The 25,125-nt window shown below is 74.4% G+C and carries 26 protein-coding genes; 18 read left to right on the forward strand and 8 right to left on the reverse strand.

All coding sequences use genetic code 11. The features are described 5' to 3' along the window. Positions 1-84 precede the first annotated feature (84 nt). Positions 85-717, reverse strand: coding sequence for a hypothetical protein (locus ACFP3R_RS15945; RefSeq protein WP_380636977.1), 633 nt, complete (start codon positions 715-717; stop codon positions 85-87). A gap of 17 nt (positions 718-734) precedes the next feature. Between ACFP3R_RS15945 and ACFP3R_RS15950 the strand changes: the two genes are divergently transcribed. The 4 genes from ACFP3R_RS15950 (at position 735) to ACFP3R_RS15965 (ending at position 4,224) form a co-directional block, all read left to right on the forward strand. Beyond that, on the forward strand, positions 735-917 hold the full coding sequence (locus ACFP3R_RS15950; protein ID WP_380636978.1) for a hypothetical protein: 183 nt from the start codon (positions 735-737) through the stop codon (positions 915-917). A gap of 32 nt (positions 918-949) precedes the next feature. Next, positions 950-2,443, forward strand: a complete 1,494-nt coding sequence (locus tag ACFP3R_RS15955) for an amidase (RefSeq protein WP_380636979.1) — start codon at positions 950-952, stop codon at positions 2,441-2,443. Positions 2,444-2,773: 330 nt separating this feature from the next. After that, positions 2,774-3,622: an NAD(P)-dependent oxidoreductase gene (locus ACFP3R_RS15960; protein ID WP_380636980.1), complete on the forward strand. Its 849-nt coding sequence runs from the start codon at positions 2,774-2,776 to the stop codon at positions 3,620-3,622. Between the two features lie 71 nt (positions 3,623-3,693). Then, positions 3,694-4,224, forward strand: a complete 531-nt coding sequence (locus tag ACFP3R_RS15965; protein ID WP_380636981.1) for a hypothetical protein — start codon at positions 3,694-3,696, stop codon at positions 4,222-4,224. Positions 4,225-4,327: 103 nt separating this feature from the next. On the opposite strand, the gene ACFP3R_RS15970 is transcribed toward ACFP3R_RS15965, so the two are convergent. Both ACFP3R_RS15970 and ACFP3R_RS15975 read right to left on the reverse strand, forming a co-directional pair. Then, positions 4,328-5,080, reverse strand: coding sequence for a class I SAM-dependent methyltransferase (locus ACFP3R_RS15970; protein WP_380636982.1), 753 nt, complete (start codon positions 5,078-5,080; stop codon positions 4,328-4,330). A gap of 10 nt (positions 5,081-5,090) precedes the next feature. After that, positions 5,091-5,780 (reverse strand): HNH endonuclease family protein, encoded by a 690-nt coding sequence (locus tag ACFP3R_RS15975; RefSeq protein ID WP_380636983.1) that lies wholly within the window; start codon positions 5,778-5,780, stop codon positions 5,091-5,093. 293 nt (positions 5,781-6,073) lie between these two features. Here ACFP3R_RS15975 and ACFP3R_RS15980 point away from each other — a divergent pair, with 293 nt between their 5' ends. Then, on the forward strand, positions 6,074-6,412 hold the full coding sequence (locus ACFP3R_RS15980) for a DUF6292 family protein (protein ID WP_344035831.1): 339 nt from the start codon (positions 6,074-6,076) through the stop codon (positions 6,410-6,412). A 462-nt stretch (positions 6,413-6,874) separates the two neighbouring features. Here ACFP3R_RS15980 and ACFP3R_RS15985 read toward each other — a convergent pair whose 3' ends face one another. Beyond that, positions 6,875-7,054 carry a hypothetical protein gene (locus ACFP3R_RS15985; RefSeq protein WP_380636984.1) on the reverse strand — a complete coding sequence of 60 codons (180 nt, stop codon included), beginning with the start codon at positions 7,052-7,054 and terminating at the stop codon, positions 6,875-6,877. A 213-nt stretch (positions 7,055-7,267) separates the two neighbouring features. Between ACFP3R_RS15985 and ACFP3R_RS15990 the strand changes: the two genes are divergently transcribed. Continuing rightward, a complete protein-coding gene (locus ACFP3R_RS15990) occupies positions 7,268-7,687 on the forward strand; it encodes a PPOX class F420-dependent oxidoreductase (RefSeq protein WP_380636985.1) in 420 nt (139 codons plus the stop codon). 4 nt (positions 7,688-7,691) lie between these two features. Here the strand turns inward: ACFP3R_RS15990 and ACFP3R_RS15995 are convergent, their stop codons facing one another. Further along, the gene (locus tag ACFP3R_RS15995; RefSeq protein WP_380636986.1) at positions 7,692-9,890 is read right to left on the reverse strand and encodes a PQQ-dependent sugar dehydrogenase; all 2,199 of its coding nucleotides are present in this window, start codon (positions 9,888-9,890) and stop codon (positions 7,692-7,694) included. Between the two features lie 179 nt (positions 9,891-10,069). On the opposite strand from ACFP3R_RS15995, the gene ACFP3R_RS16000 reads away from it, so the two are divergent. From ACFP3R_RS16000 to ACFP3R_RS16020, 5 genes are all read left to right on the forward strand, one after another. Then, positions 10,070-11,101, forward strand: coding sequence for a GDSL-type esterase/lipase family protein (locus tag ACFP3R_RS16000; RefSeq protein WP_380636987.1), 1,032 nt, complete (start codon positions 10,070-10,072; stop codon positions 11,099-11,101). An 84-nt stretch (positions 11,102-11,185) separates the two neighbouring features. Next, the gene (locus ACFP3R_RS16005) at positions 11,186-12,154 is read left to right on the forward strand and encodes an efflux RND transporter periplasmic adaptor subunit (RefSeq protein ID WP_380636988.1); all 969 of its coding nucleotides are present in this window, start codon (positions 11,186-11,188) and stop codon (positions 12,152-12,154) included. After that, the gene (locus ACFP3R_RS16010; RefSeq protein WP_380636989.1) at positions 12,151-12,825 is read left to right on the forward strand and encodes an ABC transporter ATP-binding protein; all 675 of its coding nucleotides are present in this window, start codon (positions 12,151-12,153) and stop codon (positions 12,823-12,825) included. Before ACFP3R_RS16005 ends, ACFP3R_RS16010 begins: the two co-directional genes overlap by 4 nt. After that, entirely contained in the window at positions 12,822-14,126 is a 1,305-nt protein-coding gene (locus tag ACFP3R_RS16015; protein WP_380636990.1) for an ABC transporter permease, read from the forward strand. The genes ACFP3R_RS16010 and ACFP3R_RS16015 overlap by 4 nt, the downstream gene beginning before the upstream one ends. Positions 14,127-14,572: 446 nt before the next feature. Next, positions 14,573-15,385: a nitroreductase/quinone reductase family protein gene (locus ACFP3R_RS16020; RefSeq protein WP_380636991.1), complete on the forward strand. Its 813-nt coding sequence runs from the start codon at positions 14,573-14,575 to the stop codon at positions 15,383-15,385. A gap of 95 nt (positions 15,386-15,480) precedes the next feature. Here the strand turns inward: ACFP3R_RS16020 and ACFP3R_RS16025 are convergent, their stop codons facing one another. Beyond that, positions 15,481-16,287 carry a glycoside hydrolase family 16 protein gene (locus tag ACFP3R_RS16025; RefSeq protein WP_380636992.1) on the reverse strand — a complete coding sequence of 269 codons (807 nt, stop codon included), beginning with the start codon at positions 16,285-16,287 and terminating at the stop codon, positions 15,481-15,483. Positions 16,288-16,374: 87 nt separating this feature from the next. Then, a complete protein-coding gene (locus tag ACFP3R_RS16030) occupies positions 16,375-16,890 on the reverse strand; it encodes a TetR/AcrR family transcriptional regulator (protein ID WP_380636993.1) in 516 nt (171 codons plus the stop codon). Between the two features lie 209 nt (positions 16,891-17,099). Between ACFP3R_RS16030 and ACFP3R_RS16035 the strand changes: the two genes are divergently transcribed. The 7 genes from ACFP3R_RS16035 to ACFP3R_RS16065 all read left to right on the forward strand — a co-directional run bounded on the left by ACFP3R_RS16035 (position 17,100) and on the right by ACFP3R_RS16065 (position 24,592). Beyond that, on the forward strand, positions 17,100-18,293 hold the full coding sequence (locus ACFP3R_RS16035) for a hypothetical protein (protein WP_380636994.1): 1,194 nt from the start codon (positions 17,100-17,102) through the stop codon (positions 18,291-18,293). Positions 18,294-18,509: 216 nt separating this feature from the next. Beyond that, complete coding sequence (locus ACFP3R_RS16040) at positions 18,510-19,805, forward strand: NAD(P)/FAD-dependent oxidoreductase (RefSeq protein WP_380636995.1); 1,296 nt, start codon at positions 18,510-18,512, stop codon at positions 19,803-19,805. A gap of 111 nt (positions 19,806-19,916) precedes the next feature. Then, positions 19,917-20,090, forward strand: a complete 174-nt coding sequence (locus tag ACFP3R_RS16045; protein WP_380636996.1) for a hypothetical protein — start codon at positions 19,917-19,919, stop codon at positions 20,088-20,090. A 270-nt stretch (positions 20,091-20,360) separates the two neighbouring features. Next, the gene (locus tag ACFP3R_RS16050) at positions 20,361-21,122 is read left to right on the forward strand and encodes a bestrophin-like domain (protein WP_380636997.1); all 762 of its coding nucleotides are present in this window, start codon (positions 20,361-20,363) and stop codon (positions 21,120-21,122) included. After that, positions 21,119-22,243: a DUF6923 family protein gene (locus ACFP3R_RS16055; RefSeq protein WP_380636998.1), complete on the forward strand. Its 1,125-nt coding sequence runs from the start codon at positions 21,119-21,121 to the stop codon at positions 22,241-22,243. The genes ACFP3R_RS16050 and ACFP3R_RS16055 overlap by 4 nt, the downstream gene beginning before the upstream one ends. A 93-nt stretch (positions 22,244-22,336) precedes the next feature. Then, positions 22,337-23,467, forward strand: coding sequence for a DUF418 domain-containing protein (locus tag ACFP3R_RS16060; RefSeq protein WP_380636999.1), 1,131 nt, complete (start codon positions 22,337-22,339; stop codon positions 23,465-23,467). A 96-nt stretch (positions 23,468-23,563) separates the two neighbouring features. Continuing rightward, positions 23,564-24,592, forward strand: coding sequence for a serine hydrolase domain-containing protein (locus tag ACFP3R_RS16065; RefSeq protein WP_380637140.1), 1,029 nt, complete (start codon positions 23,564-23,566; stop codon positions 24,590-24,592). A gap of 70 nt (positions 24,593-24,662) precedes the next feature. Here the strand turns inward: ACFP3R_RS16065 and ACFP3R_RS16070 are convergent, their stop codons facing one another. Beyond that, entirely contained in the window at positions 24,663-25,091 is a 429-nt protein-coding gene (locus tag ACFP3R_RS16070) for a nuclear transport factor 2 family protein (RefSeq protein ID WP_380637000.1), read from the reverse strand. Between the last annotated feature and the right edge of the window lie 34 nt (positions 25,092-25,125).

Consider the following 25,125-nt stretch of genomic DNA (forward strand, 5'->3'; position numbering starts at 1 on the left):
GCGGCCGGTCCCGCACCCCCGGTTTCCCCGCATCGCCCCGACCGGTCGCGAATCCGTCCCGGACCGGTCGCGGATCGGAGCCGGTCAGTCCGGGATCTCCACCGCGATCTCCTCGCCCAGCCGCGCGCCGTCCAGCAGCTCCAGCTCGTCACCGCTCCAGAACCGCCCCGGGTCGTACCAGTTCGCCCGCCGCCCGGCCGGCAGCAGGCCCATCGCCTCGTAGGTGACCGCCACCACCTCGGCGCAGTAGGCGGTCTCCAGGGTCGAGTCGACCTTCCGCCGCAGGTTCGGCAGGCGACCGCGCAGCCACCGCGACGCCAGCCGGGCCGTGGAGGGGAACGGCGTGCCGTTGAGCCGCGCGACGGTCCTGAGCACGGCGTCGTCCTGCGCCGCGGTCGTCGGCACGTCCAGCTGGCGCAGCCACGCCCGCTGCCCGTACCTGCGCGCCCACACCAGCACCGCCTCGCGCAGGTCGTGCAGCTGCACGCCGCGGTGGTGGGTGCCGGTCCACACGTCGGGCAGCGAACGCCCCAGCTCGGCGTGCCACATCAGCGGCGGCAGGTCCTCGACCGCCACCGTCATGCCCACGTGGTTCACGGGGCTGTTGGTCGTCACCCGGATCGCGCGGTCGGCGACGGAGCTGCCGCGGAACAGCCACACGTCGCCGGTGCGGGTGAGCTCCACCGCCTCGTCCAGACCGATCTTCGTTCCCGCCATCCCGGTAGCCTAGGCAGATGCGGTGGTGGAAGCTCCTCGGCCTGGCCGGTGTCGCGGGTGTCGCGGCGACCGGCGCGGTGATCGCCCGCGCGGAGCGCAAGCGCCGCGCCTACACGCCCGAGGAGATCCGCGAGCGCCTGCACACCCGGCTCGCCGGCACCGACCCGGAAATCCCCGAGCAGCGACCACCGGGGGGTTGACCGGTCCGGCCCGCGGGTCTGGGCTGGGCCTCATGCGATCCCTGCTCGCGGCGCTGCTGTGCGTGCTCGTCGCCGCACCACCCGCCCTCGCCGACCCGCGCCCGGCCCTCGACCTGGACGCGGCCACGATCCCGCAACTGGTCCGCCGGATGGACGCGGGCACCCTGACCGCCGTCGACCTGACCCGCGCCTACCTGCGGCGCATCGACACCGTGGACCGGAAGGTCCGGTCGGTGGTCGCGGTGAACCCGGCGGCGTTGCGCGAGGCGGCCGAGAGCGACCACCGGCGCGCCCGGGGCCAGGCCCGCGGGCTGATGGACGGCATCCCGGTGCTGCTCAAGGACAACATCGACACCCGCACCGGCGCCACCGCCGGCTCCCGGGCGCTGCGCGTCCCGCCGCGCGACGACGCGGAGCTGGTCAAGCGCCTGCGCGCGGCCGGGGCCGTGCTGCTGGGCAAGACCAACCTGTCGGAGTGGGCGAACTTCCGCTCCACGCGCTCCACGTCCGGCTGGTCGGGCGTGGGCGGGCAGACCCACAACCCGCACGTGCTGGACCGCAACCCGTGCGGCTCGTCGTCGGGTTCGGGCGCGGCCGTGGCGGCGTCGCTGGCGCAGGTCGCGGTGGGCACCGAGACCGACGGTTCGATCGTGTGCCCGGCGGGCCAGAACGGCGTCGTGGGCCTCAAGCCGACCCTGGGCAAGGTCAGCGGTGACGGCGTCGTGCCGATCTCGGCCCGGCAGGACACCGCGGGCCCCATGGCCCGGCACGTCGTGGACGCCGCCGTCCTGATGTCGGCCCTGGAGGGTCGCGGCGCCGACTACGCCCGCGAGCTCACCCCCGGCGCGCTGCGCGGCGCCCGCGTCGGCGTGTGGCGCAAGAGCGGGGTCGACGCCGAGGCGGACCGGGTGGTGCGGTCGGCGGTGGACGTGCTGCGGCGGCAGGGCGCGGTGGTCGTCGAGGTCGACCTGCCCCACCAGGACCGGATCGACGCGGCGGAGTTCCCGGCGCTGATCACCGAGTTCAAGCACGACCTGGAGGAGTACCTGGGGACCCGGCCGGGTGTGCCGAAGACCCTGGGCGCGCTGATCGCGTTCAACGAGGCCGACCCGGTCGAGCTGAGCCGCTTCGGCCAGGAGCTGTTCCACCAGGCGCAGGGAGCGCCCCCGATCACCGACCCGACCTACCGCGAGCAGCGCCGCACCGCCACCGAGCTGGCGCGCCGCTCGATCGACGAGGTGCTGGCCGCGCACCGCCTGGACGCGATCATGGCCCCGACCAACGGCCCCGCCTGGAAGACCGACCACGCCACCGGCGACGCCTTCGAGCTGGGCTCCTCCACGCCCGCGGCGGTCTCGGGCTACCCGAACGCCACGGTCCCGGCCGGGTTCGCCGGCCCCCTGCCGATCGGCGTGTCCTTCATGGCGGGCCACGGCGCGGACGCCGAGGTCCTGAGGCTGGCGGCGGCCTTCGAGCGGGCGGCCCCGGCGCGACGGGCCCCGACCTACCTGCCCGCGCTGCCGTGATCGTGGGCGGTGATCAGGTGCGGTGATCAGGTGCCGTGGTCAGGTGCCGTGGTCAGGGGACGGGCCGGGATGCCGTGACCGCCGGAGTGGTCCTGACCGCCGAGGTGGTCCTGACCGCCGAGGTGGTCGTGACCGCCGAGGTGATCGTGACCGCCGGAAATTGTCGTACCCCGCCGGCAAGATAAAAGCAGGGGTCCCCTGGGCGGGGACCCCTGCCGGGTGTTCGGCCGGTGGCCTCGCGGGAGACCCTCGGAGGCCGTCCCGGAGACCGTCCCCCGCAGGCCCACCCCTCCAGGTGCGCCACCCCGACCCCGGTGGGATCTTGTCCCCGTGGTCGTAGCAGTGCTGGGAACCGGTCTGATGGGCGCCGGCATGGCGCGCAGCCTCCTGCGAGCCGGGCTGGACGTGGTCGTGTGGAACCGCAGCGCGGACAAGTCCCGTCCGCTCGCCGAGGCCGGGGCACGGGTGGCCGAGGACCCGGCCGCGGCGGTGGAGGGCGCCGACGTCGTGGTCACGATGCTCTTCGACGCCGACGCGACCGCCGAGGTGATGGCCGTCGCGCTGCCGTCGGCCCGGCGGGGCGCCACCTGGGTGCAGTGCGCGACCGTCGGCCTCGACGGCGGCGAGCGGCTGGCCCGGCTCGCGGCCGGGCACGGCGTCGGCTTCGTGGACGCGCCGGTCCTCGGCACCCGCCAACCGGCCGAGCAGGGCACGCTGACCGTGCTCGCCGCCGCCCCGCCACCGCTGCGCGCCAGGGCCGAACCGGTGTTCGCCGCCATCGCCGCCCGCACCGTGTGGGCGGGCGAGCGGCCCGGTGACGGCCAGCGGCTCAAGCTCGTGGCCAACGCCTGGGTGCTGTCGATCACCGCCGCCACCGCCCAGTCGGTGGCGCTCGCGCGCGGGTTGGGGCTGGACCCGGCGACGTTCCTGAAGAGCATCGCGGGTGGACCGGTGGACAGCGCCTACGCCCAGGCCAAGGGCCACGCCATGATCGACGGCGACTTCACGCCGTCCTTCGGCGTCGACGGCGCGGCCAAGGACAGCGCGCTGATCGTGGCCGCCATGGGAGCCTCGGGCACCGACGACCGGCTCATGCGCGTCCTGCTCGACCACTACCGCGCCGCCGACGACGGCGAGCCCGCGGACATGGCCGCTGTGGTGCGGGCGTTCGGCGGCTGACCGAGGGCGGTGGTGGGAATCGCAGTCGAACCGGGTACCTGCGGGTGAGGGGAGCTGGAGGAGGCGGCGCGGTGGGAACGGGTGGTGTGGTCACGGCGGCCGTGCTGGCGGGCGCCGTCGCGGCGGGAGCGGGCGGGTTGGCCGCGCCCGCGGACCCGGACGAGATCTGGCGCGACTCCGGGCTGCGCGTCGTGGACCGGGCGGAGCGCGCGGACACCGAGTGCGTGCCCCACTCGTTCGGCCAGGTCCGGCAGCTGCTGACGGCCACGCCCTGCGTCGCGCTCGACCGCGCCCTGTTCACCCTCACCGACGACCGGGGCGGCACCATCGTGGTCTCGGTCGCGTGGGTCGAGTTCGGCGACGCCGACGCGGCCCGCGAGTTCAAGCGCGTCGAGGACGTCCACGGCACGGGCGACATCGCCCCGCTGCCCGGCTCGCTGCTGCTGATGCCGGACGTCCCGTTCACCGCCCACCACTACGACTCGGACACCCTCGACGGCACGACCGTCGTGGTGGCCGAGACGGAGACCGTGGCGGGCGGGTTCACCGCCGAGTACCTGGACGACGTGGCCGCGATCGCCGTGCGGACCCCGCGACCCTGAGGCGACACCGAGCGCTCCCGCGCGACCCTGAGGCGACACCGACGACGAGGAGCCGGCGGCCTGATGCTCCAGCCGTGGTTCGTGATCAGCGGCCGACGGCCCCTCAGACCGGTCCGGGGGCGACGTCGTGCAGGACGAAGGTGGCGAACCCGAGCTCACGCCGCAGGCCGCCGAGCCAGGTGTCACGGTGCTCGCGGGCGGCGGTGAGCGCCTGGTCGCGGTCCTCGGCGGTCGGGGCCGACCGCACGGCCCAGTCGACGAGCGAGCCGGTCCAGCTGAACTCGTAGTCGTCCCATTCCGTCAGCGTGCTGACGTGCCCGAAGGACGGTTCGAGGCCGTGCCGGTGGAAGGCCCGCACCAGGCCGGCGAGGTCGGGGACGGAGTCGGCCGGGAGCCCGAGCGCGGCCGGCGCCGCCTCGGACGGGGTCCCTTCCCAGATCATCTCGCCGATCAGCGCCTGACCGCCGGGGCGCAGGTGCTGCCGGACGGCGACCAGCATGTCCTCCAACCCGCCGAAGGCGTGCCGGGCGCCGACGCAGAGCACCACGTCGAAGAGCCCGTCGTTCCAGGTGGCGGCGTCGGTCTCGATCCACCGCACCCGGTCCGTCAGCCCGCGCTCGCCGGTGCGCCGGGCGGCCGAGGCAGGCAGCGCGTGGTCGATCCCGACGCCTGTCGTCGCCGGATGGTCCAGCAGCACCTGCTGCAACCACTCGCCCTCACCGCAGCCGAGGTCGACCGCGCGGGCGCCGGCAGCGGGGCTCAACCACCCGACCAGCTCGCGCAACCGGTCGGGCGCGACCGGCGCCGCGATGGGGTGGCGCAGGTGCGCGATGTCGAAGATCTCCGATCGGTCCACCGGGGTAACGCTAACCGCAGGAGGTCAGCGCCCGTTCCAGCGCGGCCCGCTCGGCGGAGGTCACGGTCAACCCGTACTCCGCCTTGACCCCCACGTACACGCGGCCGTACTGGCACGCGTACGCCGCGTTCGGCGGCATCCACTCGTCGGGAGTCTGGTCGCCCTTCGACTGGTTGACCCGCCCGGCCACCGCGATCAGGTTGCGCAGGTCGTTGGCCGCCGCCACGCGTCGGTCCTGCGGCCACCCCGCCGCGCCGCTGCGCCACATCTCCGCCAGCGGCACCACGTGGTCGATCTGGATCTTCGACACGCCGGTCGCGGTCTCCCCGGTGTACGGGTCGAGCAGCGTCCCGGACTCGACCCCGCACCGGCCCTCCTTGCGCCGCACGTCGGTCAGGTCGCGGGCCAGCACCTGGCTGCGCTGGTCGCACCCGTCACCGTCGGTGTCGACCCACGGCCGCCCGAACACGCACCCGGCGCCGTTGTCGCAGTCGCGGGCGTAGCCCTCCATCCGGCCGGGCTCGGCCAGCGGCAGCCCCGCCAACAGGTTCCGCGCGGTCGGCGCGTCCGGGGTCCCCTGCGGCACCCGGTCCACGGTGGCGCCGCCGCCGGGCGCGACGTCGGGCAGGCCGCCCACCGCGTCACACCCGGTCACCGTCAACAGCAGGGCGGCCAGCGCGGCCGCGGTCCGCCGGAACATGGGTCCTCCGCAGGGTCGGGTGAGCCCCCCTTACCCTCGGTCGCACCGCGGAAAACGCCGCCGGCCCGCGGGGAGCAAGCGGTACCCGCGCTCGGCGGTCACCGCGGCGTCCGAACGGGGTCACCCGACCCGCGTCCCGGTCAGGTGACCGGAACCCGCCTCCACCACGCCCTCGACCCGGTCACGCGCTGGGCAAGTGATACGAAACACCGATGTTTCGCACCCACTCTTTCGGGCTACCCCGGACCGCGCCGTGAGGACGGCGTGATCCACCGGTTGTTCGGGGGTGCGCGATGGACTGGGAGTTCGACGAGAACGCGATCCGTGCTCTGCGGGCATATGCGCTGCGGGTGACCCGTGCGCTGGGGCTCACCGGCGAGTCCTCCTACGTGCAGGAGGACACCGCTTACCTGGCCCTGGACGGCAGGCTGCCGGGCTTCCCCGACCGCGACGTGGCCCTGCTGTGGGACGCGGAGCGCGGCTGGGCGGTCGCGGTGGAGAGCGACAGCTCCGAGCCGCCGTTCGTGCTGGCCAGGCTGCGCGGCCCGGTGCGGCCGGAGCCCGCCGCCGTGGCCCGCTGGGTCGAGGGCCTCGACCTGGTGGTCGACGACGGGATGCTGGCGGCCAGCTGACCGCGGTCGGCAGCCGCCGACCGCGGGGGGGGGGCGGCGCCCCGCGGGGGGGGGGGCCGCCGACCGAGGAGGCCGGCAGCCGCCGGTCGAGGAGCGACTCGGCCGCCGCCGGTCAAGCACGCATCCTGGCCGCCGCCGACCGGCAACCAGCCACACCGGCAACCAGCCCCACCGGCGACCAGCCCCACCGGCAACGCCCGGCCAACCGCCGAGCCGGGCCGCCAGGGCCTCCACCTCCTGCGCCACCACCAGTTCCACCGCCGTGGTGCTGCGCAGCCCGAACGCCTCGTCGATCTGCGGCACGTGCCCGTTGTCGGCCTTCATGACCGTGCTCGTGTGCTCCGGTTCCGGGTGCTCCACCACGGAAGCCGACCACCCCGGTCGCACGATTTCCGCGCCCCACAACGAAAAAGGGGTCGTAGGCTGCTGCCTACGACCCCGTCGGTGGGTATGCGCCGGGCTTCACCCGCCCGCCGGCCGGAGCTCGCGGCCGGAAGCGGTCAGGTGCTCCCAGGTCCGCCCGCGCTGGCTGGGCGGCGGCGCGCCGTCCGCCGTGCAGGTCGGGTACACCAGGCCGAAAGGAGTGGGTTGGTAGAATTCGTCTCCGCTGCGGACGTCGATCAGGTCTCCCACGTGTGCCATCACGACCTCCTGGACAGGGTGGTTGAGGTGCCCATCGTCGCGCTCCTCGGTCGAACCGGGCGGGGGAGACTCGGATACCCTTTTGACAGGGCAAATATGCTCGTTACGCTGCTGCAACAGAGTGAAAGCGTCAGTAACTCCGAGAAATTCGGCTGCTCCGTCCGGGTGGTGGGCGCTACCCTCGTCCACCCCCCGACCCGACAGGAGTGACCGGTGTCGTTCACCGAGGCCGAACTCGCCTACCTCCGCGCCCGCCCCTTCGCCCGGCTCGCCACCGTCGCCGACGGCGGCCAGCCCGACGTGGTGCCCGTCGCCTGCGAGTTCGACGGCGCCTACTTCTGGGTCGGCGGACCGGGCGGGTCGTTCCCGCGCACCAGGAAGTACCGGAACGTGGCGGCGGGCCACGACAAGGTCGCGCTCGTCTTCGACGACATGGTCTCCGCCCACCCGCTCATCGCCCGCGGCGTCCGCGTCTACGGCCGCGCCGAGCAGCCCTTCGACCGCGTCGGCATGATCGGCCCCGGCACCTACGTCCGGATCACGCCCGTCACGTCCTGGAGCTGGAACATGGCGGGCGAACCCGCGGGCGACGCCTGGTACCCGACCCGCAGGGCCGAGCACGCCGCGCCCTGAAGCCTCACGCCGCCGGCCGCAGCAGCGTGATCCGGCTCGCGCCCAGCTCCGTCACGTACAGGAACCCGGTGGTCGGGCTCTGCGCGAGGTCCAGCGGTTGGTTGAACCCGGTCATCCCGGTGGTGCCGGTGGTCCGGTTCGACAGCGCGCCGTTCGCGGCCACGTCGAAGAACTGGATGTCCTGCCCGGACGAGTAGCGCACCACCAGCAGCCTCCCGTCCAGCCGGCCGCCGAACGCGCCGCCCCGGTACTCCAGCGCCCCGTTCGCCGAGGCGTGCAGCCCCGCGTCGTAGGTGCCCGCCAGGTCGAAGTTGCGGTCCGGCTGAGTCCCCACCGGGTAGGCGTTCACCTGGAACGGGTCCGCCGCCGACGTCGGGTTGCCGCCCGCGAGCACCCACTCGCAGCGCACCGGGGCCGGGTGGCCGTAGTACCTCCCGGGCTTCACGTCGAACACGTAGTCGGTCTCAGCCTGCGCGTTGTTCGGCACCGCCGGCACCGCGGGCCCGGTGTAGGGCCCGTCCGCCCGCGACGCGCACGACGCGGGCAGCGGCGACGGCGTGGCGGGCGCGTTGCCGCCGGCCGCCGAGCCGTTCGTGGGCACGTACAGGTGGCCGTTGCGGTGCCACACCAGGTCGTAGGCGTTGCGGACGCCCGTGGCGTGGATCGTCAACGGCGCGTTGGCCGCGTAGGGGTCGTAGGAACCACCGGCCTCGGTGCGCACGTTCACCGGCAGCGCCGCCGGCAGCCGCGACGGGTGCAGCTTCAGCACCGCCGCGCTCAGCAGGTGCTCGGGCCGGTTGCCCCACGTCGCGTCCGCCGCGCCCATGGCGTTCATCGAGCCCTGCGTCAGGTACAGCGCGCCGTCCGGCCCGAACGCCGGCGAGTTCGTCTCGTGGTCCTTGACCGACCGCGGCAGGTCGGTGACGACCTCGGTGTAGGTGGCCAGGTCCGGTCCGCTCAACCGGGCCACCTTGCCCGACCAGTCGGGCGCGTTGGACGTGCCGCCGAAGTTGTCGGTCACCCACAGCACCGGCGCGGACGGCGTCGACGCGGGGTCGAACGCCAGCCCGATCACGGTCCGGTTCGGCGCGCCCGGCAACCCCGCCGCGACCGCGTGGTCCCGCACGGTGTCGATCACCGTCGCGGTGCCCAGCGTCCCGTCGGCGTTGACCGGGTAGCGCCTGACCTGCCCGGTGAACGTCGCCGCGTACAGCCTGCCGTCCGGCCCGAACGCCACGCTGGTGAACGGCGCGCCGCCGGCCACCCCGAACACCTGCTCGAACGCGACCGGCCCGGCGCTCGCCGGGGTCCCGGTGGTGAACACCGAGGAGAACGGCTGGAACGCGGTGCCCGCCACGTCCCGCACCCCATCGGTCACCTCGAACCGGTAGGCCGTCGAGGCGGCCAGCGGCGCGAGCGGCGACACGTTGACCACGTCGCCGCCCCCGCTGGTGATCACGTTCGCGGGCACCGCGGTCCCGTCCGACACCCGGGTCAGCCGCACCGCGGCGGAGGACAGCGTCGCCGGGTCCACCGCGCCCGCCGGCAACCGCAGGTCCGCCACCACGCTGGAGGTCGGCGGCACCCCGGTGGCCAGGTTCGCCGGCGTCGCCGCGCGCACCGACGGCGAGCCGTCCGGCAGCCCGTCCACGTCGACGTGGTTCACCTTCGTGTTGGCGCCGCCGCCCGGCGACAGCGTCAGCCGCCCGTCGGTCACCACGACCACCCGCGTCGCCGACGCGTGCTTCACCGCCGAGGTCGGCTTGAACGCCGCCACCGCGTTCTGGTCCTCGACGTTGAGCCAGTGCGCGCTGTCCACGGCGGTGCCCGCGTCGCCGACCGACACCGTCACGCGGTAGGAACCGGCGGGCACGGCGATCTCCCAGCTGCCCGGCGTGGCCACCCCCGGCGACGACGGGGGCAGCTGGGCGTGCACCAGGGTCGCCAACCGCACGTCGCCACCGCCACCGCGGTTGCGCCCGTTGCCGACCAGCGACAGCGGCGTGGTCGTGCCCGGCGCCACCCAGCCGTAGGTCTGGCCGTTGCCCCGCGGCCCGTACGCCTCGCCGAAGTCCCGCGCGTACCCCGCGGGCGGGGTGGTCGCCTGGTCCGAGAAGTTGACCCGGGCGGTGAAGACCGCGGCGTGGGCCACCCCCACCGCCTGGGCGCCGAGCACCACCAGTGCCACCAGAAGCGCGCGCATACGGCCTCCCACGACGACGGGGACCCAGCGTCGCAAAGCCCCGGACCCCGGCGACCGCCGAAGGGCGGCCCACCCCTGCGGACTGCCGAACCGCCGGCACGTCCCACCGAACGGCCTGTTGTCACCCCGTGAGCGACCGCTTACGGTCGGTTGACCGAATCGCCCCGTGGAGGTCCGTCGTGTCGAGGAAGCTCTGGGCCGCCGTCACCGGCGCCCTCGTCCTGGCCGGCGGCGCGCTGGTCACCGTCCCCCTCACCGCGGGCGCGGTCGACGACCGGCCGACCGCCGTCGTCTCGCTCGGCGACAGCGCCATGTCCGGCGAGGGCGCCGGCTCCTACGAGGACGGCACCGAGGGCGAGAACGGCAACTGGTGCCACCGCTCGACCGTCGCCATGGTGCACCGCACGCGGCTGGCCGACCGGACGGTCAACCTGGCCTGCTCGGGCGCCGACTCGGCGAACGTCTCGCTGGCCGACACCGTGCACTACACCGAGGGCTCGCAGGCCCGGCGGCTGATCGACATCGCCCGCCAGTACCGGGTGACCGCGGTCGTGGTCCAGGTCGGCGCGAACGACGACCCGCGCTTCGCCGACACCATGGTGGACTGCGTGATCGCGTGGGCCAACCCGTTCGGCCCCGCCTGCCGCACCGCGCTCGAACGCGAGTGGCCCGGCCGGCTCGCCGCGATGGCGCCGAAGGTGGAGACCGCGCTGCGCGACGTGCGCGCCGCGATGAGCGCCGCGGGCTACGCCAACGGCCAGTACGACCTGGTCCTCACCTCCTACGCCTCCCCGGTGACGGAGCGAATGGACCGCATCCTGCACGGCCCGCAGGGCTGCCCGCTGCGGCTGGCCGACGCCGGCTACGGCCGTACCGTGGCCGTGCCGCAGCTCAGCGAGGCGCTGCGCGGCGCGGCCTCCCGCGCCGGCGTGAAGTTCCTGGACTTCTCCCGGGCCACGGAGAACCGCGAGGGGTGCAGCAAGGGCGCCACCACCAGCGGCGAGTGGCAGCGCAGGCTCACCGTCGACCCGTACGCCCTGATCAACGGCGGGCTCGACGCCATCGGCCTGCACCTGGCGCAGCAGTCGTTCCACCCCAACGCCGCCGCGCACGAGCAGCTGGGCAACTGCATCACCGAGTTCGTCACCAGCGGCGCGGGCAGCGCGCGCTGCCTGGAGGGCGCGGACGGCAGGTTGCACGCCGTGCAGTAGGCCGGGCAACCTCCCCACCCCCACGGGCGTCATACCGGTAGGTTGGCGCGACCGGACAGGGGATCGGCTTTGGGGGGACCGGTGTTGGACAACGCCTTCGTCCGCGCGTGCGGGCTGGCCGCGGTGGCGCTCGCCGCGGCCGCGTGCACCTCGACCGGACCCGAGCCGCTCGACCCGGACCTGGCCCCGCGCGGCACCGTGCGGACCACGGCCGAGCCGACCCGGCAGGACCTGACGAACAAGGTGAGCCTGACCGGCACGGTCACCATGAACCCGGTGTTCGGCATCGCCTCGCCGGTCGCGGGCCAGGTGCGCTACCTCGTCGTCCCGGAGACCACCGGCACGCCGACCAGGCCGACCCGCTTCGCCACGGTGTGGGACCAGGGCAAGCCCAACAACGTGGACGTGCCCGCCGGCGCGACGTTCGGCGGGCGCCTGGTCGACGACCGCGCCACCGTCACCGCGGGCATGCCCATCGCGTCGGCCAGGCACGCCGGCTACGGCATCGTCGCCGACATCAACGGCGAGCAGGCGTACCGGATCGCCGACGCCGCGCGGGGCACCGTGCAGGCGCAGATCAAGAACGGCCCCGGCCCGTTCGCCTGCGCGCTCCTGGGCACCATCGCCGCGCTGCCGCCCGGCACCGTCCCCGCCCCGCCGCCGCGCGACGTCCCGGACCCCGCCGACGTCCCGGACCCCGCTGACGTCCAGGTGCCGCCGGACGACGCCCCGCCCGCCTCCTCCTCGGAACCCACGGGCCTGCGCCTGGTCTGCACCGCGCCCGCCGACGTGCGGCTGATCAACGGCGCCACCGCCACCCTCGAACTGGTCACCGCGACCGCGCTGGACGCGCTCGTCGTGCCGATCGAGGCGGTCGCCGGCGGCCAGGGCCGGGGCAAGGTCGACGTGGTGGGCCCCGACGGCGCCAAGCAGACCCGGGACGTCGAACTCGGCCTCACCGACGGCCGGGTGGTCGAGATCAGGTCGGGCCTCACCGGCGACGAGACCCTGGCCGTGCCCGGACCCGACCTCCCCCCGGCGGCCGACCGGTGACCGCGCTGCTCACCCTCGACGGCATCACCAAGACCCTCAAGGGCCAGGAGGAGCCGCGCACCATCCTGGCCGGCGTGGACCTCACCGTGCACGGCGGCGACAGCGTCGCCATCCTCGGCCGCTCGGGATCGGGCAAGAGCACCCTGCTCAGCCTCATCGGCCTGTTCGACCGCCCGGACGGCGGCCGGTACCTGCTGGGGGAGCAGGACATCACCCGCCTGCCCGAACGCCGGGCCGCCGCGCTGCGCAGCGCCGAGTTCGGCTTCGTGTTCCAGCGCTTCTTCCTGCTCAAGCACCTCACCGCCGCGCAGAACGTGGCCATGGCCCTGGTCAACGGCCAGGGCTGGCTGCCCCGCCGCAAGCGCCGGGCGAAGGTGCTGGCCGCGCTCGACCGCGTCGGCATCGCGCACCTGGCCGCGCACAAGCCGCCCCGGCTCTCCGGCGGCGAGCAGCAGCGCGTGGCCATCGCCCGCGCCCTCGTCCGGGAACCGCGCGTCGTCCTGGCCGACGAGCCCACCGGCGCCCTGGACACCGAGACCGGCAACCTCGTGGTGGAGGTGCTGCGCAAGACCACCGAGCGGGGCTGCGCCCTGGTGCTGGTCACCCACGACCGGGACCACGCGGCCAAGATGGACCGGACCCTCCGGCTGACCGGGGGCGTGCTGACGTGATCGGGTTCTCCGGCCGGCTCCGGTCGGCGCTCGTCATCGGCGGCCAGGGCATCAGGGCCCGCAAGCTGCGCACGTTCCTGTCCATGATCAGCCTGTTCATGGGCGTGCTGGCGGTGGTGGCGGTGCAGGCGGGTTCGGTGATCGCCAACCGGGCCGTGCTGGAGGACGTGGAGCTCCAGCAGGGCCGGGACGGCACGCGCCAGGTGTACCTGTCGCCGGAGGGGCGGACCGTCCCGGTGGCCCTCGAAGTCCTGCGCGGCCGCACCGACGCGGTGGCCGTGACCACGACCCGCGCGATCATCGGCGAACCGGGCGTGAAGCCCGTCAACGAGGGCGGCGGCCCCGTGGACGAACCCGCCTACGGCCCCGCGATGACCTGTGACGCCACCGGTTGCCGCCCCCTGGACGACGGGAACGCCGACGTGCCGCCGGGGCAGGCCGTCGAGCTGGAGCTGGTCGGGCTGACGGGTGACATCCGCCCCTTCCGCCCCTTCCGCCCGACCGGGGGCCGGTGGCTGGACTTCACCGGCGACCCGTCCCTGTCGCCGGGGCTGGTCCTCAACGAGCACGCGGCCAGGGCGTTCACCCGCCACCGGGTCCCGGCGGAGATGCGCCTGGACGGCGCCACCCACAACCCCACCCCGCGGTTCGTCGGCGTGGTGGACGACGGCGGCTACCGCCCCACCGCCTACGTCCGCGCCGACGAGCTGCTCAACTGGCTCCCGGTGTCCGGCCTGGGCGACCCCCGGCGGGGTGCGGGCCTCCAGGTCCTCATCTCCCCGGCGGGCGCGGAGGTCGAGCACACACTCAGGGCCAGGCTCCTCGCGTCCGGCACCCGGGAGGAGGCCATCTCCGCCACCACGGTGCAGACCCTGGAGCGCATGTCCACCCAGCTGTCGCTGATGCGCTGGATCTTCCTGGGCCTGGCCGCGCTGGTGCTGCTGATCGGCGTCGCGGGCATCCTCAACGTGGGCCTGGCGACGGTGGGGGAGCGGGTGGAGGAGTTCGCGCTCCGCCGGGCCGTGGGCACACCCCGCCTGCTCCTGGCGGGCATAGTCCTGGCGGAGACCCTCCTGACGGGCCTGCTGACCGCCGCGCTGGCCATCGGCGCCGCCGCCCTGGCGCTCCGGGTGGCGGGCACCCTGTTCGGCTCCCGCTTCCCGGCGCTGGCGGAGGTGGGGTTCCCGTGGCAGGCGGGCGTGGCGGGCGTCATCGCGGGCCTGGTGGCCGGCGTCCTCGGCGGCCTGGTCCCCGCCCTGCGCGCGGCCAGGATTCCGATCGCCACCGTCATGCGGGCCTGAACCACCGCTTTTCCCACCGCGTTCGCGGGAACATTGCCGCTGTGCGCGATTCCCGATAAGCTCGCGCCCGTGACTGCCGGGTCGGCCTTGAGCCAAGCACGAGAGAGTTCCCCGGCCACGGCGTGACCGCCGGGCGGGCCCGAGGTCCGCCGCGCCACCGGGTTTCCGCGCACTTCGCCACGTGACGTCCCCCGCTGCCGCCTCGCCGCGGCGGCCATCGGCGCACGTCCGCGCGACGCACCCACCTCCAGGGCGTTCACCGGCGCACCCGCGCGCACGACCGCCCCGGCGCGACCTGCCGCGCCGACACCCGCGCGAACCGTTCCCGTTCGCCCGGGGCATTTCGCGACTTCGACCACAAAGCGCTGCCCGAACACGGCCGAACAATGCCGTGGTGGCACCGCCATGCCCAAAACGGGCCATTTCCGAGCAGAGGAGCACGACGCATGGATTTCAACCGGCAGGTGATCGAGGAGTTCCGCGCCAACAACGGCCGCGTGGGCGGCCCGTTCGAGGGCGGCAGGCTCGTCCTGCTGACCACCACGGGCGCCCGGTCGGGCGACCGCCACACCACCCCCGTCGGCTACCTGCCGGACGGGGACCGCATCCTGGTCATCGCCTCGGCCGGCGGCTCCCCGCGCCACCCCGCCTGGTTCCACAACCTCAGGGCGAACCCGGTCGTCCAGGTCGAGGACGGGGTCTTCACCTACGACGCCAAGGCGGTCGTCCTCGCCGGGGCCGAGCGGGACGCGGTGTGGGCCCGCGCGGTGGAGGCCGATCCCGGCTGGGCCGAGTACCAGGCCAAGACCACCCGGCGGATTCCCGTGGTGGCCCTGGAACAGGTCGCCGGCGGTCCGCCCAACGCGTCCAGCTGGGGCGCGGCGCTGAAGCTGGTCCACGACGCCTTCCGCCGTGAACTCCGGACGATCCGGAGCGAGGTGGCCGCCTCCGGCACCACCCTCGGCGCCCAGCTCAAGGTCAACTGCCTGACCGCGTGCCAGGGCCTGAGCTTCCACCACACCGCCGAGGACACCGGCACGTTCCCGGGGCTGGAGACCAGGTTCCCGGAGCTCGGCCCCACCCTGGACCGCCTGCGCGGGGAGCACGAGCACATCGCCGGCCTGCTGGCCGAGCTCCGGCGGACCCTGGACCGCAACGACCCGGCCACCCTCCGCGCCGACGTCGACCGGCTGATCACCGACCTCGAAGCGCACCTGACCTACGAGGAGGAGCAGCTGATCCCGTTCCTCGACGCCTGACGACGTCCGCACCCGCTCCGCCCGGTGGCGCGCGAACGGTGAACTCGGGGGTCCTGGGCGTACGACTCGCCCGGTCTGGACGTACGACTCGCGGGTCAGGAGCGGGTGCGGCCCACGTAGAGGTTGCGGGCGCGGTAGAGGGTGTCGGAGGTGGGGCCGGAGCTCCCCGACGACCCCTCCATCTGGAGGTTGATGACGATCCACAGGGGTTTGCCGACGAAGTCGGCGCCCCGGTGCTGCCCCACCCAGGTGCCGTCCAGGTAGTAGTGGATGTCCACGTCGGTGGGGCTCACCTTCGCGATCCACGCCCGGTACTCGTGCCAGGAACCGGGGTTCGAGACCGGGCGGATGGTGTTCGACCAGCCCCCGCTCGCGTTCCGGTAGGTGTTGAACCAGTTCCGCGCGTCACCCTTGTACTCCAGGATGTCGCTCTCCGGCGGCCACGAGTTCACCCCGGTCAGCCAGAACGCGGGCCAGGTGCCGCGCGCCGACGGCGCCTGGAACTCGCCCCGGACCTCCCAGTTCGGGAACTGGTCGGAGACCAGCACGTGCTGCTTGGCGTGGACCGCGCCCGAGTGGTACCGGATCGGCAGGTGCGGGTCGGCCGAGCTGGTGCCCTCGTCCCAGGTGATGCGCGTGGCCTTGAGCACCAGCGTGGACCCCTCCAGGAACACGTGGTTGTGGTCCGACGCGTTGGCGTACATGCGCGCCGACCCGTTGTGGTCCGACCCCCACGGGTAGCGGTAGTTCCAGACCGATTCGAACGTGCCGTAGTTCGCGAACGAGCCGCTGATGACCGTTTCCCAGGCGGCCGCCCCGGTCCGGGCGGAGGCGGCGGGCCCGAGCCCGAGCCCCAGGCCGGCCCCGCTGCCCACCAGGAAACCGCGTCGACTGAGTGCCACGACGATGTGCCTTCCCTCGACGACGTTGACGAGGCGGCGTTCCCCGAACGTAGGACCGACCCGGGCCCGCGTCAACGGCCGGCGGGCTCAGTAGTGGCGGATACCGGCGGACAGCGTCCGCGCCCAGGGCGCGTCCACCTCGTCCGCCGCGGACGCCACCACCAGGTGGCACAACATGCCCCTGGCGAAGAACTCCTGCACCCGCGCCTCGTCCGCCCCGGACACGCCCCGCACGTACTCGGTCGCGCGGGCGTACCCGCGCTGCACCACCTCGCGCACGGCCGGCTCGGACAGCGCCGCGCACTGGGCGTGCATCTGGACCGACAGCAGCGGCCGCTCCTCGGCGATCAGCCGCGCGTAGGCTTCGCCCATCGCGGAGAGGACCGCCTCGGGCGTGCTGCCCCCGGCCCCGGCCACCCCGTCGGCCAGGCTCTCCCTGATCCGCGCGAAGCAGTGCTCGACCACCGCGACGAACAGGGCCTCCTTGTCCGGGAACAGCCGGTAGACGTAAGCCTGCGAGATCCCGGCGGACTTGGCGACCTCGCCGGTGGTCGTGCCGTAGTAGCCGCGTGCCGCGAACGCGCCGAGTGCGGTCCGCAGCACGGTGTCGCGGCGTTCCTCGGCGGTGGAGAGTCGGCGTTCACGCGTGGGTCCCGGCACAGGTGTAATCAACCACTCACACATTCCGCTGTCAACCGGGGTCGGTATCGGGCTTGGTGCCGAGGCGAGAGCGGTGACCGGTGTCGGGCCCGGTGCCGAGGTTGGAGGCGAAATCGGGGTCTGTGCCGGTGCGGAGGGCTAGGGTCCCCGGCATGTCGCGTGGCTGGGTGGTCGCGGTCCTGGTGGTCCTGCTGGCGGGGGGTTCCGGCTGCGGCGCGCCCGAGGCGGGCACCCCGTTGGCCTCGTTGCCCGACCCCACCACCGGACCGCGCACCACCGCTCCTCCTCCCGGCACGACCACCGCCACGACGACCACCGCCACGACCACCGCCACGACCACCCCGGAGTCCCCGCCCGCCCGACCGTCCCCGACCAGGGCGGGCAACCCGGCCGGCGGCGCGCCCGTGCCGGCGGGGGCCGCCGCCGTCGACACCTCCTCGCCGACCACGGTGATCGGTGCCGGCACGCCCGCGGGCTGCACCTCGCGGGCCGTGGTCGCGGCGGTCGCGGCCGGCGGCGTGATCACGTTCGACTGCGGCCCGGACCCGGTGACCATCGCGATGGCCGAGACCGCGAAGGTGCGCAACGACTCCGGCCCCGAGACCGTCCTCGACGGCGGGGGACTGGTGACGCTCAGCGGCGGGGGCCGGCGGCGCATCCTCTACCAGAACACCTGCGACCGGGCCCAGGGCATCACCACCTCGCACTGCCAGGACCAGGACCACCCCCGGCTGACCGTGCAGAACCTCACCCTCGTCGACGGCGACTCGACCGGCGACGACACCGAGGGCGGTGGCGGTGGCGCGGTGTTCGTGCGCGGCGGGCGGGTCAAGGTCGTCAACTCCACGTTCCTGCGCAACAGGTGCGCCGAGCACGGTCCCGACCTCGGCGGCGGAGCGCTGCGGGTGCTCGGTCAGCACCGGGGCGGGCCGGTGTTCGTGGTCGACAGCACCTTCGACGGCGGCACCTGCGCCAACGGCGGGGCGCTGAGCGGCATCGGCGTGTCCTGGGTGGTGCTGAACAGCGTGCTGCGCGGCAACTCCGCGGTGGGGCGCGGCGCGAACCCCGCGCGGGCCGGCACCCCGGGCGGCGGCAGCGGCGGCGCGATCTACGCCGACGGCAACGCGTTCGACCTCCGCATCGCCGGGAGCGTGGTGGAGGACAACCGGGCCAACGAGGGCGGCGGCGCGGTGTTCTTCGTCAGCAACGACCGCACGGGCACGATGAGCGTCGAGGGCTCCACCCTGCGCCGCAACCCCAGCGCGGGCTTCGAGACGCCGGGCTACCGGGGGATCTTCTTCCTCGGCGCGGCGAACCCGGTGGTGCGCGACTCGACCATCCGGTAGCGCCGCGCGCCCGACGCCGGCGCCATCCCCGCCGACACCAACACCAACACCGCCAACGCCGCCAACACCGCCGACGCCGAACGGCCGATCACGCCGAACCGCCGGTGGGACCGAACGGGCGATGACACCGAACGGTCCCGCACCTCCTCCGGCGGGTGGTGTTGGCCGCCGCGGAACCGGCTTCACCACGCGCCCCACCCGTGCCAGGGTCGAGGCATGTCGACTGCTGTGGTGCTGGGTGCGAGCATGGGCGGCCTGCTGGCCGCGCGGGCGTTGGCCGGACTGCACGACGAGGTGGTGGTGCTCGACCGGGACGCGCTCCCGCCGGGTCCGGACCACCGGCGCGGGGTGCCGCAGGGCAGGCACTTCCACACCCTCCTGCCACGGGGCGTCCAGGCCCTCGACGCCATGTTTCCCGGCCTCTCCGAACGGCTCGTCGAGGAGGGCTCGCCGCGCGCGGACTTCGCGGGCGCCCACCTCGTGCTGGGCGGCCACGAGTTCGCCCGCGCGGACGTCGGCGTGCCGGCCGTGCAGGTGCCCAGGCCGGTGCTGGAGCGCGCCGTCCGCGAACGCGTGGCCGACCTGCCCGGCGTGGAGGTCCGGACCGGGTGCGAGGCGGTCGGGCTGGTGTCCGAGCGGGGGCGGGTCACCGGGGCGCGGGTCGTGCGCGACGGGGTGGAGCGGGTGCTGGCCGCCGACCTCGTGGTGGACGCCACGGGCCGCGGCGGTCGGGCGGCGACGTGGCTGGGGGCGCTCGGCCACCCCGCGCCGGTCGAGGAGCGGATCGAGGTGGACGCCGCCTACGTCAGCCGGCTGGTCAGGCTGACCGAGCCGTTCCCGGACCACCTGGTGCTGGTCGGCCCGGCGCCCGCGCGGCCGACCGGGTTCGCGCTGGCCAAGCACGGCGGCGACCGGTGGATGCTCACCGCGGTCGGCGTCGGCGGCGTCCACCCGCCCGTCGACGAGCGGGGCCACCTGGAGTTCGTGCGCCGCGCCGCGCCGCCCTCGGTGTTCCGGGCGATCGAGTCCGCGTCGCCGTTGACCGAGCCGCTGCTGCACCGCTTCCCGACCAGCCTGCGCCGCCGCTACGAGCGGTTGCGCGACTTCCCGTTGGGGCTGCTGGTGTTCGGCGACGCGCTGTGCAGCTTCAACCCGATCTACGGCCAGGGCATGACGGTCGCCGCGCTGGAGGCCGAGGCGCTGCGCCGCTGCCTGCGCGCGGGCGAGGGCGACCTGGCGGGCCGGTTCTTCCGCGCGGCGGCCCGCATCGTCGACCCGGTGTGGCTGCTCAACGCGCTCGGCGACCTGGCGCTGCCGCAGGTGGCCGGCCACCGGTCGCCGTCCACCCGGCTGCTCAACCGGTACGTCGCCCGGGTGCAGCGCGCGGCGGCCCACGACCCCCGGGTGGCGCGGATGTTCATCCGGGTCACCGGCCTGCTCGACCCGCCGACGGCCCTGTTCCGGCCGGACGTGGCGGCGCGGGTCGCGGTGGGCCGTTCCCGCCGGGCCTGACCGCGCGACCGGACCGGCGTGCCGTTCCCGTCGGGCCTGACCGCGCGACCGGACCGGGTGCCCCTCCCGCCGGTTGGGCACCGGTGCCCAACCGGCGGGAGGAGCACCCCGGTGTCCGTGCCGCTCCGGGTCGGCGTGGCGCTGCGGTTCGGCGTGACCGGCTCCGTGCCCGGCGATCACCCGCCCGGGGTGGTCGCCGCGCACGATCGTGCGCGGCGGCTGTCGCCGCCGGTGCCCGTGGTCGGCCGCACGTCAGGGGGACAGGTGTCGCTGTTCGCCGGATGAGGCGAAGGTGAGCACTTTTCGACAACTCTGGGTCATCGCGGAATGCACTCTTTCGGATTAGGGTGGTAATCCCTTCGGGGGTAGATAGCCGCATTCCGGCGGAGCGGAACGGCCTGGTCAGGTGCTATGGTCTACCCGGGTCACCTGTGGGTTTGTTGTTCGACCGCGCAAGGATGAATCGCCTTGTATCGAGTGTGAATTCATGACTACGGTGCGATACGTGGAATTCGCAGATCTGTGGAATGCCTCTCGGGACTCGCGGGGGCCGGGATGAGCATCTACCTCATAGGTCTGCTGTGGGTCGGCGGCGCGGCCCTCACCACCGCGGTGCTGACCTACCTGATCCGCCGGTACGGCGACGCCGAGACCCGGGACGCCAACAGCGAGGCGTCCAACCAGGTCTTCACGATCGTGGCGGGCCTGCACGCCGTGCTGGTGGCGTTCGTCCTCATCGCCCTGTTCGACGCGGTGGCCGACGCCGAGGCGGCCTCCTACCAGGAGGCGGACGGCCTGGTCGCCGCCACCTGGGCGGGCGAGGCGATCTCCCCGGCCGTCGGCGATGAGGTCAGGGCGCTGTCGCGCGCCTACGCCACCACGGTCATCAACGACGAGTGGCCCGCGATGCGCGAGGGCCGGGAGTCCTCCGACACGGGCTGGGACCAGCTCGACCGGCTGCGCCGCGTGGTGGCCGAGGCGCCCGCCGAGGACACGTGGCAGATCGACCGCAAGACCGAGGCCGCCACGAAGCTGTGGGACGTCTACGAGGCCCGCCAGTCGCGGCTCGACGCGGCCGGCGGCGGCGTCACCGCGGTCATCTGGTTCGTGCTGGCCATCGGCACCGTGCTGGCGGTGTTCCTGCCGCTGCTGTTCGGCGGCGGCCCGAAGCTGCGCACGCACATCATCGTCACCGCCACCCTGGCCGCGACCCTGACCCTGTTGCTGTACGCCACCTACCAGCTCCAGAACCCGTTCGCCGGGGGCGCGGACGTCACGCCCGAGGCGTTCCAGGCGGCCGTCGCGCGGTTCGGATGATCGAGCTCCTGGCGCAGGCGACGTGCACCGTCCTCCAGGTGGAGGCGGGGCACGGGCCCTCGGCGGTGTTCCGGCTGGACTTCCCGACCGGGGCCGCCACGCAGCTGGGCACGCTCGACCGGCGGCTCAACGCGATCGGCTACTCGCACGCCCAGGACCTCGTGTACGGGGTGGACGACGACGGCCGGGTGGTCTCCCTCGACCGCTCGGGCCGGCTCGTCGGCGCCCCGTCCAAGCCCGTCCACCTGCTGCGGCACGCGAACGCCGGCGCGGTGGTGGGCGAGCGACTGGTGGTGCGGGTCGGCCCGTGGCTGTACTCGGTCGACATCAACCGCAACGGGCCGGGGTTCGGGCGCATCACGCACGAGGCGTCGCTGTGGCCCGCCCACGGCCTGACCGTGGACGACTTCGACCTCAACGCCGCCGACGGCCTGCTGTACGGCGTGGCCACGCGGGGGCACGGCCGCCCCGAGGTGGTGAAGATCGACCCGAACACCGGCCGGGTGACCACGGTGCGCGGCGTCGGCCGCCTGCCCGCGGGCAGCGCGTACGGCGCGGTGACCCTGAGCCCGGACGGCTCGCTGTACGCCACCAACAACCGCCACGACGGCCGCAGCACGCTCTACCGGATCGCCCTGGACGGCTCGGGCCTGGTCACCGAGATCTCGTCCCGGCCGTCGCGGCACACCACCGACGCGTCCGGCTGCCTGTACGCGCCGCCGCCCTCGGTCGACCCACCGGACCCGCCGGACCCACCCGATCCGCCCGACCCACCCGATCCGCCCGACCCACCGGACCCGCCGTCGCCCACCACGACGACCCGACCGCCGCTCGTGCCGCCGCCCCCGCCACCCCCGCCCGTGCCGCCGACGACGACGAACCCGGCGGTCGTGCCCCCGCCCGCCCCCCGGCCGACCCCACCCGGGCCGACCCCGTCGTCACCGGCCCCGCCCTCGCCCGCCCCGCCGGCGCCCGACATCGAGCTGCCGGACCGGCAGGGCGGCGCGGCGGTCGTGGCCGACGACACCGTGCGCGACCAGCGGCGCTGGGGCCTCGTGGCGCTGCTGCTGATCGTGGGCATGGGCGCGGTCGCGGGGCAGTCGGCGATGCGCCGCCGCTAGCCCCCCGCGCACCCGGCGTCCTCCGAAGGTAGGACGCCGGCGGGTACGGTCGGGGGACGCCGCGCGGGTACCGCGGCTCCTACGTTCCGGGGTATGAGCGGTCGGACAGCGGCACTGGACGTGCTGCGCGGGGTGGCGATCCTCGGGACCTTCGGCACCAACGCGTGGGTGTTCACCCACCCGCACGGGGCCACCGGGTTCCTCGACCTCATGGGCGGGGAGGACGACGGCGGCGCGCTGCTGCGGATGCTGTCGAACGGCAAGTTCCTGGCCCTGCTGTCGATCATCTTCGGCATCGGGCTGGCCATCCGGCACCGGTCGGCGCTGCGGCGGGGCGCCCGCTGGCCCGGCTGGTACCTGTGGCGCTCGGCCCTGCTGCTGGTCGAGGGCCTGCTGCACTACGTGCTGATCTTCGAGTTCGACGTGCTCGCGTTCTACGCCGTCGTGTCCGTCGCGGTCGCCCTCCTGGTCGGCCGGAGCACGCGCGCGGTGACGGCCTGGCTGGTCGGCGTCGGCCTGGTGCACGTGCTCCTGATCGGCCTGGTCACCCTGGCCCTGGTCGTCGGCGGGGTGGAGCTGAACGACGGGGTGGTGCTCCCGGTCGACAGCTGGTGGACGCAGGTCCGGGCCCGGGTCGAGCACTTCGCCTACTTCCGCGGCGAGGTGTTCTTCGTGCTGCCGCTGAGCACGGTGCTGTTCCTGGTGGGCGCGCGGCTGTTCACGGCCGGTGTGCTGGAGGACTCGCCGCGCGGGCTGCGCCTCCAGCGCCGCCTCGTGGTCTGGGGCCTGGGCCTGGGCGTGCCGCTGAACGTGCTCACCACCCTGGCCGGCCCGGACTGGTTCGCCGTGGACCGGTACCTGTGCGCGCCGCTGGTGGCGTTCGGCCTGCTGGGCGGCATCACCCGGCTGGTCAACCGGATGCGGGCGGAGCAGGGCGTGCTGCGCGCGGGCCTCACCGCCGTCGGTCGGACCGCGCTGAGCTGCTACGTCGCGCAGAACCTGCTGGCGTCGGTGCTCTGCTACCCGTGGGGCCTGGGCCTGGCGACCCGCTTCGGCGGCCCCTGGTTCACCGTCGCCGTCTGGTTCACCGTCTGCACCCTGCTGGTGGTGGGCGCGTCCTGGTGGCTGACCAGGTTCTCCCGGGGCCCGCTGGAGGCGCTGTGGGACCGCGCCTACCGGGCGCCGCAGCGGCTCGCCCGGCCCCGGGCGGTCGACCGGGGGTGAGGTTCTCCCCCGGGGCGGACCTCCGGTTTCCCGCCGCGGAACCGGAGGTCGGCCCCATGGTCCGGGCCTCCGGGCCTCCGTAGCGTCGACCCCGTGATGATCAACACTGTGGCGCTGGTCGCGGCCCTCACCGCGACCGGCGCGTCCCCGGTCGACCAGCTCGACTCCTGGGTGGACCAGCGCTGGGCCTCGGCGGCCCTCGTGCGGGTGGAGGACGACACCGGCACGAGGGCGCACGCGGCCGGCGAGGCCCGCGTGGACGGGCACTTCCGCGTCGGCAGCGTCACCAAGACGTTCGTGGCGACCGTCGTGCTGCAACTGGTGGACGAGGGCCGGGTGCGCCTGGACGACCCGATCGCCCGGTACGTCGACGGCGTGCCCCGGGGCGGCGAGATCACCGTGCGGCAGGTCCTCTCCCACTCCAGCGGCCTCTACGACTACGCCCACGGCGAGGGCTGGTCCACCAACCGCTGGCGCGGCGCCGAGCGGTTCCGCCACCACGAACCCCGGCAGCTGCTGGACGAGGCGTTCCGCCACCCGTCGCACTTCGACCCCGGCACGAGCTGGCGCTACTCCAACACCAACTACGTCGTGGCCGGCGCGCTGGTCGAACGGGTCACCGGCAGGCCCTACGGCGCCGAGGTGACCGACCGGATCGTCAAGCCCCTGGGCCTGCGGCACACCAGCGTGCCGGGCGACCGCCCCGGCCTGCCGCGCCCGCACGCCCGCGGCTACACCGAGGTGGACGGCCGGCTGGTGGACGCGACGCTGATGAACCCGTCGCTGGACTGGGCCGCGGGCGAGATGATCTCCACCGCGGGCGACCTCAACCGCTTCCTCGACGCCCTGCTGGGCGGGCGCCTGACCAGCCCGTCGGCCCTCGCCGCGATGCGCACCACCACGCCGACGGGCTCGATCTTCGCCTACGGCCTGGGCCTCCAGCGCTACGACCTGCCGTGCGGCCGGTCGGTCTGGGGCCACGGCGGCGAGCTGATCGGCTACCTCACCTACGCCGTCCGCTCCGACGACGGCAGGCGGGCCACCCTGTCGTACAACCCGCTGCCGGGCGAGGTGCCCGCCGAGGCCGTCATCGGGCTGTTCGGCGACGTGTTCTGCCCGGCGTGACCACCGGGTGCCGTCGCGGCCCCCTCCTCACGGGCCGCGACGGCACCCGACTCCCCGCGCCCCCTTCGGCTCAGGCGTGCTCCAGCCGGGTCCGGACGTCCGCCGGCGGGTAGTTGTCCCAGAAGTAGGTGTCGGCCGCGTTCTGGTCCTGCGCGAAGTTGACCGCCTCGGCGATCCGGCCGTCCTCGATCCGGAACGCCGGCGCCCAGGTGATGTCCAGGCCCTCGGGGTTCGTGCTCCAGCCGCGGTGCAGGTCGACGACCCAGTCCCCGTCCGCGGCCAGGAACAGCGGCTCCGCACGGAAGCCCGCCTTGGCCAGCCGGCCGAAGAACTCCAGCACCTCGTCGACGCCGACCTTCGTGCCCGACAGCGGGTGGCGGCCGGGGATCGTCCACCGGACGTCGTCGGCGAGGAACGCCTTCAACGCGGGGACGTCGCCCGAGGCGTAAGCCTCGTAGTACGCGCGGATCAGCTCCACGTTGGGGTGGTCCTGGGACACCGGTCAGCTCCTCCTCAACCCGGCTGGTGGCCCG

Source organism: Saccharothrix lopnurensis (assembly GCF_042658445.1).
GTDB classification, from domain to species: domain Bacteria; phylum Actinomycetota; class Actinomycetes; order Mycobacteriales; family Pseudonocardiaceae; genus Actinosynnema; species Actinosynnema lopnurensis.